Genomic DNA, 16,784 nt, shown 5'->3' on the forward strand with positions numbered 1-16,784 from the left:
ACCAGAAAGGCGCACAGGGCCGGAGGCCTAGCAAGCGCTTGGTTGATAGGATGGAACGATGACTCCACCCCAGGGCACCGACGATTCGGCAAACAAGACCGGACGCAGGGCCGAACTCCTCGACATCGCGGCCACCCTGTTCGCCGAGCGCGGCCTGCGGGCCACCACGGTCCGCGACATCGCCGACGCCGCAGGCATCCTGTCAGGCAGCCTGTACCACCACTTCGATTCCAAGGAATCGATGGTCGACGAGATCCTACGGGGCTTCCTCGACGACCTGTTCGGCAAGTACCGCGAGATCGTCGCGTCCGGACTCGACGCTCGCGCGACCCTCGAAGCTCTGGTCACCACGTCGTACGAGGCGATCGACGCGTCGCATTCGGCGGTCGCGATCTATCAGGACGAGGTGAAGCACCTCGTCGCCAACGAGCGTTTCGCGTACCTGTCCGAACTGAACACCGAGTTCCGCGAGCTGTGGATGGGTGTGCTCGAGACGGGGGTGAAGGACGGCACGTTCCGGGCCGACATCGACGTCGAGCTCGCCTTCCGCTTCCTCCGCGACACCGCCTGGGTCGCCGTCCGCTGGTACCGGCCCGGCGGTTCGGTCACGGTCGACACCGTGGCCAAGCAGTACCTCTCGATCGTCCTCGACGGACTTGCGAGTCCCTGACACCGACTAGGAGTTTTCCCATGACCGAGGCCTACATCGTCGACGCCGTTCGCACCCCGATCGGCAAGAAGAACGGTGGCCTGTCCGGCGTGCACCCCGCAGACCTGGGTGCGCACGTCATCAAGGCGATCGTCGAGCGCACGGGCATCGACCCGGCCGGTGTCGACGACGTCGTCTTCGGTTGCGTCGACGCCATCGGCGGGCAGGCCGGCAACATCGCCCGCACCGCGTGGCTCGCCGCCGGCTACCCGGAGGAGGTCCCCGGTGTCACCGTCGACCGGCAGTGCGGGTCGAGTCAGCAGGCCGTGCACTTCGGGGCGCAGGCGATCCTGAGCGGCACCGCCGACCTGATCGTCGCGGGCGGTGTGCAGAACATGAGCCAGATCCCGATCGCGTCGGCGATGGTGGTCGGGCAGCAGTACGGATTCGACACCCCGTTCGGCGGGTCCACGGGCTGGACGGAACGCTACGGCGACCAGGAGGTGTCGCAGTTCAACGGCGCCGAACTGATCGCCGACAAGTGGGACATCAGCCGCGAGGAACTCGAACGCTGGGCACTGCAGAGCCACGAGCGGGCCCGGACGGCGATCGCCGCGGGTCGCTTCGACCGCGAGATCGTGCCGGTGGGGGATTTCACCACCGACGAGGGTCCCCGCGAGACCAGCCTCGAGAAGATGGCCTCGCTGAAGACCCTCACCGACGGCGGACGCCTCACGGCCGCGGTCGCGAGCCAGATCTCCGACGGCGCGAGCGCGGTGCTGCTGGCCTCACCGGAAGCGGTCGAGCGGTACGGCCTGACGCCCCGCGCCCGCATCCACCACCTCAGCGCCCGCGGCGCCGACCCGATCTTCATGCTCAGCGCCCCGATTCCCGCGACCCGGTACGCGCTGGAGAAGACCGGCCTGAGCATCGACGACATCGACCTGGTCGAGATCAACGAGGCATTCGCGCCGGTCGTCCTCGCGTGGATCAAGGAGATCGGCGCCGACCCGGCGAAGGTGAACGTCAACGGCGGCGCGATCGCCCTCGGCCACCCCCTCGGTGCGACCGGCACGAAGCTGATGGCGACGCTCCTCAACGAACTCGAGCGCACCGGCGGCCGCTACGGACTCCAGACGATCTGTGAGGGCGGCGGCACCGCGAACGCCACCATCATCGAACGCCTGTGAGTACTTATTAACCTGGATCCACCGATGTGGTGTCGGGGTAGGTGAGTCGAAACGGCGAGATGCCCTTGCGTGCTGAAAGAATTGGACTTCTCACAGAACCAGTTCGATCGACACGAAGGGCATCTCTAGGGTGGTGCGACACGAGGTCGCATGCGTCAAGTGGCGCGTTGATTGGAGGTCGGCGGTGTTGTCGATGACGTAGCCCGGGTTTGTGTTCGATGGCCCGTCCCCCCACCTTGACGTGCGTCGCTGGTAACGGCGGGGTGCGAAGCTCAGGGGTAGAAGCCGAAGCTGTCCTGGATCCATCCCGGGGCGGCAGGTGAGGGGAAGGCCGGACGGGTGAACGTGAGTGAACCGCCGAAACGTCTCGTCAAGATGAGCCTCGGATAGATGGAAGCTTGGGCCGGGGTATAGGGCTGGCCGTTGAGAAGCGGCAGACGGCGACCGGGGGCATCTGACCGGTCGTATGAACACCGTCGCCCCGGGATCGAGGCGGCACCCACCCCGGCCGGGTCTTGCGCATGTGGAACGTGGAAACCCCGCTCTGGTCCGGACTGGTGGTTCGGTGGGCCGACCGTGAGGAAGGCTGAACGCCTGGGCGGGAACAGGATGGCCCAAGAAGCTAATGCCGGTGGCCGAAAGGCGACAGGAAACCGACCCGATTTGATGTCGTCTCCTCCGACGGCGGGGTTCGGATAACTGGCCGGATACGAGTGAACACTCGAACCCGTGGAGGGTGCTGACGTGGGCCAGGTGAGCCTTTGAAAGGGACGACGATGACAGCGCCAGAACTTGCGGACAAGTTGGACACCACTTCGGTGAACGGACCACAAGACGTCATGACGAACTGGGATGCGATCTCGTGGCGCTCGGTGGAGCAGGACGTACGGCGGCTGCGGCGGAGGATTTTCAAGGCGTCGCAAGAAGGGGATCTCAAACGGGTCCGCAACTTGCAGAAACTGATGCTGCGAAGCCAGTCGAACACGCTCCACAGTGTGCGGCGGGTGACGCAGCGCAACGCTGGACGCAGGACCGCGGGCATCGATGGAGAAGTCGTTTTGACTTCTTCTGCCAGGGCTGAGTTGGCGGTGGATCTGCACCGGCATACTGCGCTGTGGCAGGCCCGACCGGTCAAGCGTGTCTACATTCCGAAGGCGAATGGAAAGCAGCGTCCACTGGGGATTCCCGTGCTTCGTGACCGGGTGCAACAAGCTCGTGTCGCGAATGCGTTGGAGCCGGAGTGGGAAGCGCGGTTCGAACCACGCTCGTATGGGTTCCGGCCCGGGCGTGGCTGTCACGACGCGATCGAAGCGATCTACTGGACGCTCAAAGGACGCAGATCCAAGCGCCAGTGGGTGCTCGACGCGGACCTGTCGGCAGCGTTCGACCGCATCGATCATGAGCGGCTGCTGGCACATCTGGGAACCTTCCCCGCACGGGGGCTTGTCGCCGGATGGCTGGCTGCAGGAGTGATCGAGCAGGGCCGGTTCACCTCCACCGACGAAGGAACCCCTCAAGGTGGGGTGATCAGCCCGATGCTGCTCAACATTGCGCTGCACGGGATGGAGGAAGCCGCTGGAGTTCGCTACACACGTAGCGACCCCCATGGGGCGCACGTGGCAAGAGGAGCTCCGGTGCTGGTGAGATACGCCGACGACTTCGTCATCATGTGTCACACCAAGGGCCAAGCCGAACAGGCCCGGCACCGGTTGGGTGAGTGGTTGACGCCACGGGGCCTCGAATTCAACGAAGACAAGACACGAATTGTCCACGTCGACGCAGGATTCGACTTCCTGGGGTTCAACGTCCGTCGATACGACGGCAAACTGCTCATCAAACCCAGCGCAGCGGCAGTGAAGCGGATCCGGCATCGGCTCGCCGACGAGGTGCGTTCCCTACGGGGAACCAACTCCGAAGCGGTGATCCGCCAACTGACCCCGATCATTCGGGGTTGGGCTGGCTACTACCGGAGCGTGGTCTCCAAAGAGGTGTTCTCCGCCGTGGATCACTATCTGTGGCAACACCTCTACGGGTGGGCGCTGCGCGCCCACCCGAGAAAGTCGAGGAACTGGGTCGTGGATCGATACTTCGGCACGTTCAACCCATCCAGAACAGACCGATGGGTGTTCGGCGACCGCGACAGCGGGAAGTACCTACGCCAGTTCGCCTGGACGAAGATCGTCCGCCACAACATGGTCATGGGCACCGCGTCACCTGACGATCCTGCCCTGGACCAGTATTGGGCACGTCGGCGACGAAAGGCATACGCGCAACTCGGTGGTCTCACAGCCTCGCTGCTGCTCCAGCAGCGCGGGCTATGCCCCGTGTGCGGGACATTCCTTCTGCACGCCGACCACGCTCCACAAAGCCCACAAGAGTGGGAACAGTGGATCAAGGCCATGACGAGAGCGCTACGCGCTACTGCCCTCGTCTTGGGTAACGCCCATGGCGGCGATCGGGCCACACGCCTCACGCATGCCCACTGCCGACAACTCGAGCGACAGGGCAGTGGGTCCAGCGGAATCAGGGGACAGACGCCCGTGGGGCTTGCTTGAGCCGGATGCGGTGAAAGTCGCACGTCCGGTTCTGAGGGGGCCTCGGCGCCGCAAGGCGTCGGGGCTACCCGACCAACTATCCCACACCCACCCGGTGACGGCCTCGGCGTTCGACGACCGCAATCTCCTCGCCGAGGCCGGACTGATCCCGGTCCTGGGGTTGGCTCAGGACTGCGGCCTCGATGACCTGGCAGACGAGCATCTGACGCTGCCCACCGACAAGGGCGCACACGCGGGCCGGAAGGTGACCGCACTGGTAGCGGGCATGGTCGCCGGCGCCGACAGCATCGACGACATGGCGCTGCTGCGGCACGGCGCCATGCCCACGGTATTCGACCACCCGTACGCCCCGTCGACGCTGGGCTCCTTCCTGCGGACGTTCTCCTTCGGGCACGTCCGCCAACTCGACGCCGTCGCCGCCCGATTCCTGCAAGGCCTGGCCGAACGAACACCGCTGGTCGGTGGGCCCGAAGTCGGTGGGCGGATCCTCGTCGACCTCGACGACACCATCGTCCCGGTGCACGGGCACGCCAAGCAGGGTTCGGGCTACGGATATACGGGGGTCCGGGGGTTGAACGCGCTGATCGCCACCGCCACCACCGACGGGCGGGCACCGGTGATCGTCGGCCAACGCCTGCGCCGCGGCGGCTGCGGATCCCCACGCGGGGCATCCCGGATGGTCAGCGACGCCCTCGCCACACTCGGCCGCCTGCGCCCGCAGCTGTCACCGGGGTCTGTGCTGGTGCGGGCCGACTCGGCCTTCTACGGGCACCCGACCGTGTCCGCGGCACTGCGCTCCGGCGCCGACGTCTCGGTCACGGTGCGGATGACCGCGACGGTGAAGGCGGCGATCGCCGCCATCGACGAGACGGCGTGGACACCGATCGAATACACCGACGCCGTCTACGACGAACAGGCCGGCCGGTGGATCTCCCGCGCCGAGGTCGCCGAGATCGACTTCACCGCGTTCACCCGCCTCGCCTCCGAGCGGACACCGGGCCGGTTGGTGGTGCGCCGCATCCCCGACCTGCGGGAACACACCGATGGTCAGGGCACGTTGTTCGACGCCTGGCGGTTCCACGCGTTCTTCACCACCACCGACCCCGCCGTCCTGGACACCGTGGCCGCGGACAAGATCCACCGCGGGCACGCGATCATCGAGCAGGTCCACGCCGACCTGAAGAATTCCGCGCTCGCGCACCTGCCGTCGGGGCGGTTCGCCGCCAATAGTGCCTGGCTGGTGCTTGCGGTGATGGCGTTCAATCTCACCCGCGCCGCCGCCACCCTCACCGGGGCCCGCCTGGTGCGGGCGACGACCGCCACCATCCGCCGGACCCTGATCTCGGTCCCGGCGCGGATCGCGTCCTCGGCCCGCCGCCTCACCCTGCACCTGCCGCGGCGCTGGCCCTGGGAATCCGAATGGAACCAACTCTTCACCCACACCCGGCATCGAAGACCCCAGGTCACCTAATCCGCCCGGCCACCCCCGGCCCCGACCCGAAAGACCCAGTGGAACAACCCGACACATCGGTCGGGCGATCACCCACGCCCCGACAGCCCATCAACGGCCGCAACCGAACCCATCACCCGGCCCGCACCACATCGGTGGATCCGGGATTAACCGCCCGCGGTTAATAAGTACTCACGGGTGCGAAGCGCTACGCTCGAACAGGAGAGTGACGAGTCCGTAAGCGGGGTCGTGATGCACGAATTGGCAATCACCCAGAGCGTCGTCGACGCCGTCTGCGAGACGGCGGCGGGACGGACGGTCCACAGTGTGCGTGTGCAGGTGGGGGCGCTGACTGCGGTGGTCGCCGATTCGATGCAGTTCTGTTTCGAACTGGTCACCGAAGGGACCGTTGCGCACGGCGCCCGCCTAGACATCGACCACACCCCGGGCGGTGCGCACTGCAGAGAATGCGGCGAGGACTTCGTGCTCACGGACCTGGTGTTGTTGTGTCCGTGCGGAAGTGCGGACGTGCAGGTTACGTCGGGCCGGGAACTGCGAATCCTCTCGATGGAAGTGAGCTGACGGATATGTGTGCCACCTGCGGATGCGGAGACGAGACCGGAACAAGAATCACGGTGCCCCACGACCACGACCACGAGCACCCGCACGACCATGACCACCCGCACGACCATGACCACCCGCACGACCATGAACACCCCCACACCCACGAGCACCCGCACGACCATGAACACCCGCACGAGCAGCCGACCGAGACGGTCACGCTCGAGCAGAAGGTGCTGGCGAAGAACGACCTCACCGCGGAGCGCAATCGGGGCTGGCTGGCCGGACGCGGGGTGCTCGCGCTGAACGTGATGAGTTCGCCCGGGTCCGGGAAGACGACGCTGCTCGAACGCACCATCGCCGACATCGGCGGGCAGCGGCGGGTGTCGGTGGTCGAAGGCGACCAGGAGACGATGCTCGACGCGAATCGCATCAAGGCGACGGGTTGTGCTGTGGTGCAAGTGAACACGGGCGCCGGGTGTCATCTCGACGCCGAGATGATGCGGGACGCGCTGACCGCCCTCGACCCCGAGCCGAACTCGTTGTTGTTCATCGAGAACGTGGGCAATCTCGTCTGTCCGGCCCTGTTCGATCTCGGTGAGAGGAGCCGGGTGGTGGTGATCTCGGTGACCGAGGGGACGGACAAGCCGCTCAAGTATCCGCACATGTTCGCGGCGGCGAACCTCGTGATCGTGAACAAGGCGGACCTGTTGCCGTACGTGGACTTCGACGTCGACCTCTGCACGAAGTATGCCCGGTCGGTGAACCCCGACTTGCGGACGATCACTCTGTCGGCGACCACCGGTCAGGGCATCCAGCAGTGGTACGAGTGGATTGCGAAGCAATGAGACCCCTTCACGACCGGGTCGAACGGTGCGGTGCGACGCGCCGGGGACCGTTGACATCCGCTCCGCGGCGGAGCTAAATAAATATCAGCGCCACACAGGTGGGCCGACGGTCGACTCCGGTGGCGACAGGAGTTGTGTTCACTCCGGAAAGCGACCTGATATGCCGACACAGGAAGCAATCAACGCCGAGGACACCCTGATTCACGTGCTGTGGATCAATGCGGGACTCAGTTGCGACGGCGATTCGGTGGCCTTGACGGCTGCGACGCAGCCCAGTGTCGAGGAGATTGCCCTGGGAGCCCTGCCGGGCCTGCCCAAAGTGGCCGTGCACTGGCCGCTGATCGACTTCGAGAACGGTCCGGAGGGCGGCGCCGACGACTTCCTGGAGTGGTTCTGGAAGGCGGACCGCGGCGAACTCGAACCCTTCGTGCTGGTGGTGGAGGGTTCCATCCCGAACGAGCAACTTCACGACGAGGGTTACTGGTGCGGCTTCGGCAACAACCCCGAGACCGGTCAGCCGGTGACGACGAGTGAGTGGCTCGACCGTCTGGCTCCGAAGGCGACGGCGATCGTCGCGGCGGGCACGTGCGCCACGTACGGCGGCATCCACGCGATGGCGGGAAATCCGACCGGCGCGATGGGTGTACCCGATTATCTCGGCTGGGACTGGAAGTCGAAGGCGGGCATTCCGATCGTCTGCGTTCCCGGATGCCCGATTCAGCCGGACAATTTGTCGGAGACGTTGACGTATCTCCTCTACATGGCCACCGAGCAGGCGCCCATGATTCCGCTCGACGACGCTCTGCGTCCGCAGTGGCTGTTCGGCGCGACGGTGCACGAGGGCTGCGACCGCGCCGGCTACTACGAGCAGGGTGATTTCGCCACCGAGTACGGTTCACCGAAGTGCATCGTGAAGCTGGGGTGCTGGGGTCCTGTCGTCAAGTGCAACGTCCCGAAGCGGGGCTGGATCAACGGTGTGGGTGGGTGCCCGAATGTGGGCGGTATCTGCATCGGGTGCACGATGCCGGGCTTCCCGGACAAGTTCATGCCGTTCATGGACGAACCGCCGGGCGGCAAACTCTCCACCACGGCGTCCGGGCTGTACGGCTCCGCGATTCGGAGCCTGCGCAAGATCACCAAGAACACGTTGGACAAAGAACCGCACTGGCGCAGTCGCGGTACGAAACTGACCACGGGCGCGACACGCACCTGGTAGTCACGCTCGAGGTCTCGGGCGGTGGTCCGCCGGCCTCGAGCCCACTGGGCGGCCGCCCAGCCGTGGAGCACTGAGAGGTACGTCGATGACAACGATCATTCCGGAACCTTCGCACAAGTCGGAATCCGACGGCCTGGTCGAGATGGCGTGGGACCCGATCACGCGGATTGTGGGCAGCCTGGGCATCTATACGAAGATCGACTTCAAGCAGAAGGAAGTCGTGGAGTGCCACAGCACCTCGTCGATCTTCCGGGGCTATTCGATCTTCATGAAGGGTAAGGACCCCCGCGACGCCCACTTCATCACGAGCCGCATCTGCGGTATCTGTGGTGACAATCATGCGACGTGTTCGTGCTACACCCAGAACATGGCCTACGGTGTGCAACCCCCGCACATCGGCGAGTGGATCGTCAATCTCGGCGAGGCCGCGGAATACATGTTCGACCACAACATCTTCCAGGAGAACCTCGTCGGCGTGGACTTCTGCGAGAAGATGGTCTCCGAGACGAATCCGGGGGTGCTGGCGCAGGCCGAGAAGACCGAGGCGCCGCATGCCGGCGAGCACGGCTACAAGACCATCGCCGACATCATGCGGTCGCTCAACCCGTTCACCGGTGAGTTCTATCGGGAGGCCTTGCAGGTCAGCCGGTGGACCCGAGAGATGTTCTGTCTCATGGAGGGACGGCACGTGCACCCGTCCACTCTCTACCCGGGTGGCGTGGGAACGGTCGCGACGATCCAGTTGATGACCGACTACACGACGCGTCTGATGCGCTATGTGGAGTTCATGAAGAAGGTCGTCCCCATGCACGACGACCTGTTCGACTTCTTCTACGAGGCGATGCCCGGCTACGAGAAGGTCGGATTGCGCCGGACCCTGCTCGGCTGCTGGGGATCGTTCCAGGATCCCGCGGTGTGCAACTTCTCCTACAAGGACATGGAGAAGTGGGGACGGGCGATGTTCGTCACGCCCGGTGTCGTGGTCGACGGGAAACTGGTGACGACGTCCCTCGTCGACATCAATCTCGGCATCCGAATCCTCTTGGGCAGTTCGTATTACGACGACTGGACCGACCAGGAGATGTTCGTGAAGAACGATCCGCTCGGGAACCCGGTCGACCGTAGGCATCCGTGGAACCAGCACACCAACCCGCACCCGCAGAAACGCGACATGGAGGACAAGTACAGCTGGGTGATGTCGCCGCGATGGTTCGACGGCACCGACCACCTCGCGCTGGATACCGGCGGCGGGCCGCTGGCCCGGCTGTGGAGCACTGCCCTTGCCGGTCTCGTCGACATCGGGTACGTGCAGTCGACCGGACACAGTGTGAAGATCAACCTGCCGAAGACCGCACTCAAGGGTCCGGTGGAATTCGAATGGAAGATCCCGCAGTACGGCAGCAACACGATAGAGCGGGATCGGGCGCGGACGTACTTCCAGGCCTACGCGGCGGCGTGCGCGCTGCACTTCGCGGAGAAGGCGCTCGCCGAGATCCGCGCCGGGCACACGAAGACGTGGGAGAAGTTCGAGGTTCCCGACGAGGGCATCGGCTGCGGGTTCACGGAGGCGGTGCGCGGAGTCCTGTCGCACCACATGGTGATTCGTGACGGCAAGATCGCGAACTACCACCCGTATCCGCCGACCCCGTGGAACGCGAACCCCCGCGACAGCTTCGGGACACCCGGACCGTACGAGGACGCGGTGCAGGGTCAGCCGATCTTCGAGGAGAACGACCGGGAGCACTTCAAGGGTATCGACATCATGCGGACCGTCCGCAGTTTCGACCCCTGCCTGCCCTGCGGTGTGCACATGTATCTCGGTGAGGGGAAGACGCTGGAGAAGCTGCATTCGCCCACCCAGTCCGTGACCGGCGAGTGACGAGGTACGCATGGAGAGTGGCGGATCGGAGACGTGGGGGAGTGACGAAGTAGGAGACGACCCCGATCGGTGGCGGACAGCCGGCGAGAGGATCGACAGCCTGTTGGACGCGAGTTCGACAGGTGGCTCGGTGGCACGTGATCGCGCCGAACAACTGGTCCGCGAGGTGGTCGAACTCTACGGCGCCGGGTTGCAGCGCGTCCTCGAGATCATCGGTGACCGCGACGACGACCTCGTCGAGCGGCTCGCCGACGACGAACTCGTGGCCAGCCTGCTGCTGGTGAACGGACTCCATCCGCACGATGTCGAGACGAGGGTCGCGACCGCGCTCGACAGTGTGCGCCCCTACCTGGGCTCCCATGGCGGTGACGTCGAATTGCTCGGTGTGGTGGACGGTGTGGTGCGGCTTCGGTTGACCGGCAGCTGTAAGAGCTGTCCGTCGTCGGCGGTGACGCTGGAACTCGCCGTCAAGGACGCCGTACTGGCTGCCGCACCGGAGACCGTGGACATCGAGGTGGTGGGTGCCACGCCCGCCGCAGGATCCGGGCTGATCGCTGCGGAATCGCTGTTCTCCCATGTTCATCCGGACGGATCGGACGGGTCGAGCGGCACCGGGACGTGGGTGTCGGTGCCCGAACTCGAGGAGCTGACGCCCGGGGAGGTGGCCGGGTTCTCCGTTGCCGGGCTACCGATTCTGGTGTGCCGGATCGGGGAGCAGTTGTTCGCCTACCGCGACCGGTGCGCCGCCTGCACCCACTCGCTGGCCGGGGCCACGCTGCAACGGAAGGCGGGTGGGCAGGTGGGAGACGCGGTGCTGCGCTGCCCGTCGTGCCGGGCGCACTTCGACCCGCGTCGCGCGGGCCTGCGCCTCGACGGCGACGCGGACGCCGACACGCTGTCGCCGCTTCCGGTCCTCGTGCGCGACGGCGTCGTCTCCGTCGCCGTGCCCGCCGCGGAGGTGGCGTGATGAGCTCGTCGGGGAACGGGCTGCGCATTCTGCAGCGCATTGCGTCCGAGCGGCCCAGACCGGTGGTCGGAGAACGATGCGACATGTGCGCCGTGCCGATCGCCGACGCCCACCAGCACGTCGTCAACGTGCAGGACCGGCAGCTGATGTGCGTGTGCCGTGGGTGCTACCTGCTGTTCACCGACGAGAGCGCCGAACTGCGCTTCCGGGCCGTCCCGGAACGCTACCTGTCGTTTCCGGCCTTCGAACTCGCACCCGGCCGGTGGGACGAACTGGAGATCCCCGTCGGGCTCGCGTTCGTGTTCCGGAACTCGCTGCTCGCCAAGACCGTCGCGTTCTATCCCGGTCCGGCGGGCGCGACCGAATCGGAACTGCCCCTCGACGCCTGGGACGGTGTGCTCGCGGTGAACCCGGCGCTCGGCCAACTCGCCGCCGATACCGAAGCGCTGTTGCTGCGGGTTCCCGAACACGGTGAGGGCGATCCCGAGTGCTATCTCGTCCCCATCGATGCCTGCTACCAGTTGGTGGGCGAGTTGCGGCGGGTGTGGCGGGGGTTCGACGGCGGCCAGGACGCGCGCCGGGTCATCGACACGTTCTTCGACGACGTGCGGGCGCGGAGTCGCGTCGCGAAGGAGCCGACGTGACCGAGTTGTCGTTCCACGTCGAGGACGTGTTTCCGGAACCGTTCGCGGTTGCGCCGAATCTCACTGCGCGCGTGGCGGTGACGGAGTCGAGCGGTGCCGTCGTGCATGCGATGGCCGTGCGGTGCCAGGTGCGCATCGACCCGCAGCGCCGCCGCTACACGGACGGCGAGGTGGAGGGCCTGCTCGACCTGTTCGGGCCCCGCGAACGGTGGACGTCCACGCTCAAACCGTTCCAGTGGATGCAGACCGGCACCGTGGCCCAGGGGTTCACCGGGTCGAGCGTGGTGGAGTTGCCGCTGCCGTGCACGTACGACTTCGAGGTGACCGCCTCGAAGTACCTGCACGCCCTGGACGAATCCGGGTCGACGGTGCCGCTGGTGTTCCTGTTCAGCGGAACGGTCGTCACGCGAGGGGTCGCGGGATTCGGGGTGGAACGGATCCCCTGGGACCGGGAATCGAGCTACGACCTGCCGGTCGCCGTGTGGCGCGAACTCGTGCAGGCCCACTATCCGAACACGGGGTGGGTGCGCCTCGACCACGACACACTGGCGGCGCTGGCGAAATACAAGGCGGCGCACGGACTGCTCGGACTGGACGTCGCCATCGCAAACCTGCTGCAGGGAGCCGGGGAGGTGATCGCATGATCTCCCCGGCGTCCCTGCAGCGAGTACGAGCCGTGGCCGACGCGGTGCTCTACGAGGGTTACCTGCTGTATCCGTATCGTGCGAGCTCGTCGAAGAATCAGTCGCGCTGGCAGTTCGGCGTCCTCGGACCGCCGGGTGCGGCGGAATCGGGGGTCGGCGAGGAACCGCGCCTGTCCTGTCAGACGCTGATGCGGACACGTGCGGGTCAGCGGTCCGGCGTCTCCGTGACCGTCCGTTTCCTGCAACTCCAGGTGCGTGAAGTCGAGAAGACGGTGGGGTCCGGATTCGAGCCGGTCGGTGAGCTCACCGTCGCCGGCCGCAGCTGGCTGTCGTGGGACGAGGCGGTGGAACGCGAAATCGACCTGGGCGCGGCGTACCCGGGCGAGGAGCTCGAGGACTGCAGGCTCGACGTGGACGTCGAGGGTGGGGTGGACGTCGAGGAATTGCGCGAGGACGACGGCACCCTCGCCGGGCGCGTGGTGCGGACCAGATGGCCGCTGCGCGCCGTCGTCCGGGTCGGAAGTGACCGGCACGACGGACTGGACCTGCTGCGGGTGTCGATCGAGAACGTCAAGATCGACGCGATCGGCACGTGGTCGAAGGATTCGGCCATCCGGCATTCGCTGATCGGGGCGCATTTGATGCTGGCTGCCGAGGGCGCCGAGTTCGTTTCCCTGCTCGAGCCGCCCGACGACGCCGCGCAACTCGCGTCGACCTGCACGCAGGAACGCTGCTACCCCGTGCTGGCCGGGCTGCCGGGGGAGACGGACCTCGTCCTGGTGTCGCCGATCATCCTGTACGACCACCCGGAGGTGGCCGAGCAGAGCGACGGCGCCCTGTTCGACGCCACGGAGATCGACGAGATCCTCACGCTGCGGGTCATGACCCTCACCGAGGAGGAGAAGCGTCAGGCCCGCGCCACCGACCCGCTCGCCGCGCAGATCATCGACCGCTGCGAGCAGATGTCGCCGGCGACGCTCGCCCAGATGCACGGCGTCCTGCGAAACCCGCACTTCCCGGACCCCGACGTCGCCGAGCGCGGCCTCCCGGACATGGGTCTGGTCCCGGAACTGACCGACGACGTGCCGTGGTGGGACCCGGACGCCGACACCGCGGTGCGCCCCGACGTCGACGGCGTCATCGTGAACGGGGTCCGGGTGGCGAAGGGCACCGTCGTGCGGATCCACCCGTCGCGCCGGGCCGACGCCCAGGACCTGTTCTTCGCGGGACAGCTCGCTCGCGTGGTGACCGTGCACGCCGACGTCGACGGGGGCACTCACGTCGGCGTCGTGCTGATGGACGACCCCGCTTCGGAGTTGCACGAGTGGTACGGCCGGTATCTGTACTTCGCCCCGGACGAGGTGGAGCCCGTATCGGCAGACACCGGAAAGGATGAACAGTCATGAAGATTCTCGGAGAGGCCACCACCGCCGCGCTGGCGGTGCTGGCGGTCGCCGGAGTGGCGGTCGCCGTCTTCTCGCTTCCCGACATCAAGCGGTACCTGCGTATGCGCAAGATGTGAGGCCACGTGACGGATAGGCGGGTGCTGGTTGCCGGTGTCGGCAACATCTTCTTCGGCGACGACGGATTCGGTCCCGAGGTGCTGCGCGGTGTCGCGACGAGGTCGCTGCCGCCGGGAGTCCGCGCCGTCGATTTCGGCATCCGTGGAACACATCTGGCGTACGAACTGCTCGACGGGTGGGGTGCGCTGCTGCTCGTCGATGCCGTCCCCGATCGAGGTGAGCCGGGGGAGCTGAAGGCGTTCGAGGTGGGTTCCGATTCGGTGCCTGCGGCGCCGCTCGACGCCCACAGCATGGATCCGGCGGCCGTGTTCGCGAGTCTGCGCGCCCTCGGCGGAACCCTGCCCCGGACCGTGGTCCTGGGCTGTCAGGTGGCGACCACCGACGAGGGGATCGGGCTGTCGCCGCGGGTCGCCGCCGCTGTCGCACCCGCCGTCGACGCGGTGTTCGAGATCGTGGATCAACTGCTGGCGTCCGACTCCACTGCCACGGTGTTACCGGACGGGACGGAGGGCTGAATCGTGTGTCTCGGTATCCCCGGCCGGGTGGTACGCATGCTGGAGGGCTACGGAAACCAGCTTGCGCTCGTCGACGTCGTCGGCGAACAACGCAAGGTGAACGTCGGGATGCTCCCCGAGGACGTCCGCCTGGAGCCGGGCGACTGGATCGTCATCCACATGGGTTTCGCCATGGAGAAGGTGGACGAGGCGGGTGCGGAGAAGGCAATGGCGGGTTTGGAGATGATGGGGCGCTCGCGGACGGCGGACGACAGTTAGCCCTGCGTTTCGGCGTGATGGGGGTCCGGCGTCCCGGCGACGAAGTCGCGGGCCCGGTTCCAGCGCGCGTGGTAACGCTCGTCGAATCGTGCCTCGGAGCGGGCCAGCCGCTTCGGCCGGGTGCGGTAGCGGCGGACCGCCCACCAGGAATCGGGTTTGGCCAGGCGGATCGCGCCGACGATCGCGACCGGCTGGAACACGACCCCGACGATCCCCGTGACGAACTTGCCCTTCAGCAGGCAGATCACCGAGATGCCGAGCGTGACGAACAGGTACCCGATCGACACCCACCATTCTGTGGTGCCGATCCGTCCGGTCACGAGTTCGGCGCCGCCGATCATCAGACCGGTGATCATCAGCGCGCAGAAGATCGCGTCCACAGACTTCCGGCCGGCGGTGCTCCAGTACACGTCGTCGAGGTGCACCCACAGCGCGAACTCGTCGAAGGTGAGCGCGAGGCCGACGCCGAACGCCGCCGCGAAGATGTTCAGCGCCGTGCCCTCCGGGGTGGTGGCGATGAGTGCGACTCCGGCGAGGGTCATGAGGAGGATCCCGAGAACCTGGTGGTGGACGTGCACGCCGCCGACGGTGATGTCGCCGATCAGTCCGCCTTCCGGTTCCACCGCCTCGTCCGCGTCCGCTGCTCCCGTTTTGGAGCGGATCCGGCGGGTGATGATCCGGGTGACGACGAAGGTGACCAGCACCGCGACGAACAGCCACATCACCGGATACAGCACCACTACGCGGCTGTCGCCTTCGGTGTCCACGACGATCTCGGCGAGAAGGGCCATCTCGACACTCCGTCAGGTGGGGGACATCATCTCTCTCCGGGTATACACCCCGACCGCGGGCCACAAACGACGCTCCGCCCGAACCGCGTCATGCCGGGAGGCCGGCCAGGGGACCGGAGCCGAAGGTCACACCGGTGGCGGTCAGTAGGCGGGACGGGTCGTACCAGTGGTCGCGGCCGATCAGGTCGAGGTGCCGCTCGGTCAGGCCGTCCCGAGATCCGGCGGTCAGCGCCTCGTCGAAGGTGAGGCTGGTGGCGGGTAGCGCCAGCAGACCCGCGTCCGCCAGCGCCTGCCCGAGTTCGCGGACGGTCACCGGGTCCGGGTGGCAGGCGTGGAACACGGCGCCGGTGTGGGCGGGCGACCGCACGGCGAGGTCGGCGACGAGGCGGGCGAGGTCGGTCACCGCGATGATCGAGACCCGGGGCCGGCCCTCGTCGACCCAGGCCCCCAGCGTCCCGAGGATCCGGACCAGGCCGGGGACGAACCAGCGGTCGCCGGGGCCGTGGACGAACCCGGGACGCACGACGCAGCCGCCCTGGTCGAGGACCCTCTGTTCGGCGGTCAGCCTGCTCGCACTCACCGCGGAGACGGGCGCGGGCGCGGCCTCGTTCTCGCCGATACCACTGTGCGGTCCGAGACCGTAGACGCCGACGGTACTGATGTAGAGGACCCGGCGGACGCCGGTTCGCGCCGCGGCGGCGAGGAGGTTCTCGGTGCCGTCGACGTTGACCGTGACGCACTGCGCCGCGTCGTCGCCGGTGTAGGACGCGGCGTGGATGACCACGTCGGCGCCGGCGAGCGCCGCTGCCAGACTTCCCGGGTCGGTCAGATCCGCATGCGCGAACAGCACGCCCGGTACGTCCGGGTACCGCGCACCGCGGGCGACCGCGATGCACTGGATTCCGGCCGTCGCCAACGCCGTCACGACGGCGGATCCGACGAACCCCGTAGCGCCCACGACCGCGACACGCAGAGGCGTGGACAGTGTTCGGCCGTTCTCCGTTTCGGTCGACGCTGGTACCGTCTCTCCGGGCAATGGGCGTGTGGTCCGTCCTTGCATCGTCATCGTTCTTCTCTCGTGCGGCAGGGAAAGG

General features: G+C 66.8%; 17 protein-coding genes. 15 read left to right on the plus strand and 2 right to left on the minus strand.

Annotated elements, in window-relative coordinates; all coding sequences use genetic code 11:
• Positions 1–58: 58 nt before the first annotated feature.
• The 15 genes from ROP_RS22525 to ROP_RS22595 all read left to right on the plus strand — a co-directional run bounded on the left by ROP_RS22525 (position 59) and on the right by ROP_RS22595 (position 14,899).
• Complete coding sequence (locus ROP_RS22525) at positions 59–670, plus strand: TetR/AcrR family transcriptional regulator (protein WP_012691713.1); 612 nt, start codon at positions 59–61, stop codon at positions 668–670.
• A gap of 20 nt (positions 671–690) precedes the next feature.
• A complete protein-coding gene (locus ROP_RS22530; RefSeq protein ID WP_012691714.1) occupies positions 691–1,839 on the plus strand; it encodes an acetyl-CoA C-acetyltransferase in 1,149 nt (382 codons plus the stop codon).
• 776 nt (positions 1,840–2,615) lie between these two features.
• The gene (gene ltrA / locus ROP_RS22535) at positions 2,616–4,394 is read left to right on the plus strand and encodes a group II intron reverse transcriptase/maturase (RefSeq protein WP_012690089.1); all 1,779 of its coding nucleotides are present in this window, start codon (positions 2,616–2,618) and stop codon (positions 4,392–4,394) included.
• Positions 4,395–4,425: 31 nt separating this feature from the next.
• Positions 4,426–5,865 (plus strand): IS1380-like element ISRop1 family transposase, encoded by a 1,440-nt coding sequence (locus ROP_RS22540; RefSeq protein WP_050785223.1) that lies wholly within the window; start codon positions 4,426–4,428, stop codon positions 5,863–5,865.
• 231 nt (positions 5,866–6,096) lie between these two features.
• Positions 6,097–6,426 carry a hydrogenase maturation nickel metallochaperone HypA gene (hypA, locus tag ROP_RS22545; protein WP_012691716.1) on the plus strand — a complete coding sequence of 110 codons (330 nt, stop codon included), beginning with the start codon at positions 6,097–6,099 and terminating at the stop codon, positions 6,424–6,426.
• Between the two features lie 5 nt (positions 6,427–6,431).
• Entirely contained in the window at positions 6,432–7,253 is an 822-nt protein-coding gene (gene hypB, locus ROP_RS22550; protein WP_012691717.1) for a hydrogenase nickel incorporation protein HypB, read from the plus strand.
• Between the two features lie 160 nt (positions 7,254–7,413).
• Entirely contained in the window at positions 7,414–8,469 is a 1,056-nt protein-coding gene (locus ROP_RS22555) for a hydrogenase expression protein HypE (RefSeq protein WP_012691718.1), read from the plus strand.
• Positions 8,470–8,554: 85 nt separating this feature from the next.
• Entirely contained in the window at positions 8,555–10,348 is a 1,794-nt protein-coding gene (locus tag ROP_RS22560) for a nickel-dependent hydrogenase large subunit (RefSeq protein ID WP_012691719.1), read from the plus strand.
• A gap of 10 nt (positions 10,349–10,358) precedes the next feature.
• A complete protein-coding gene (locus ROP_RS22565) occupies positions 10,359–11,315 on the plus strand; it encodes a NifU family protein (RefSeq protein WP_050785118.1) in 957 nt (318 codons plus the stop codon).
• Positions 11,315–11,959: a DUF5947 family protein gene (locus ROP_RS22570; RefSeq protein WP_043825158.1), complete on the plus strand. Its 645-nt coding sequence runs from the start codon at positions 11,315–11,317 to the stop codon at positions 11,957–11,959. Before ROP_RS22565 ends, ROP_RS22570 begins: the two co-directional genes overlap by 1 nt.
• A complete protein-coding gene (locus tag ROP_RS22575; RefSeq protein ID WP_012691722.1) occupies positions 11,956–12,603 on the plus strand; it encodes a DUF6084 family protein in 648 nt (215 codons plus the stop codon). The genes ROP_RS22570 and ROP_RS22575 overlap by 4 nt, the downstream gene beginning before the upstream one ends.
• The gene (locus ROP_RS22580; protein WP_012691723.1) at positions 12,600–14,009 is read left to right on the plus strand and encodes a hypothetical protein; all 1,410 of its coding nucleotides are present in this window, start codon (positions 12,600–12,602) and stop codon (positions 14,007–14,009) included. Before ROP_RS22575 ends, ROP_RS22580 begins: the two co-directional genes overlap by 4 nt.
• Positions 14,006–14,125, plus strand: coding sequence for a DUF6893 family small protein (locus ROP_RS45300; protein ID WP_043825160.1), 120 nt, complete (start codon positions 14,006–14,008; stop codon positions 14,123–14,125). Before ROP_RS22580 ends, ROP_RS45300 begins: the two co-directional genes overlap by 4 nt.
• 6 nt (positions 14,126–14,131) lie before the next feature.
• Entirely contained in the window at positions 14,132–14,641 is a 510-nt protein-coding gene (locus ROP_RS22590) for a hydrogenase maturation protease (protein ID WP_012691724.1), read from the plus strand.
• Between the two features lie 3 nt (positions 14,642–14,644).
• Complete coding sequence (locus tag ROP_RS22595) at positions 14,645–14,899, plus strand: HypC/HybG/HupF family hydrogenase formation chaperone (protein ID WP_012691725.1); 255 nt, start codon at positions 14,645–14,647, stop codon at positions 14,897–14,899.
• Here ROP_RS22595 and ROP_RS22600 read toward each other — a convergent pair.
• Both ROP_RS22600 and ROP_RS22605 read right to left on the minus strand, forming a co-directional pair.
• Entirely contained in the window at positions 14,896–15,690 is a 795-nt protein-coding gene (locus tag ROP_RS22600) for a hypothetical protein (protein WP_012691726.1), read from the minus strand. The two genes, ROP_RS22595 and ROP_RS22600, sit on opposite strands and share 4 nt — an antisense overlap.
• Before the next feature lie 88 nt (positions 15,691–15,778).
• Positions 15,779–16,756, minus strand: a complete 978-nt coding sequence (locus ROP_RS22605; RefSeq protein WP_043825162.1) for an NAD-dependent epimerase/dehydratase family protein — start codon at positions 16,754–16,756, stop codon at positions 15,779–15,781.
• Between the last annotated feature and the right edge of the window lie 28 nt (positions 16,757–16,784).

This window comes from Rhodococcus opacus B4 (assembly GCF_000010805.1).
GTDB lineage: Bacteria > Actinomycetota > Actinomycetes > Mycobacteriales > Mycobacteriaceae > Rhodococcus_F > Rhodococcus_F opacus_C.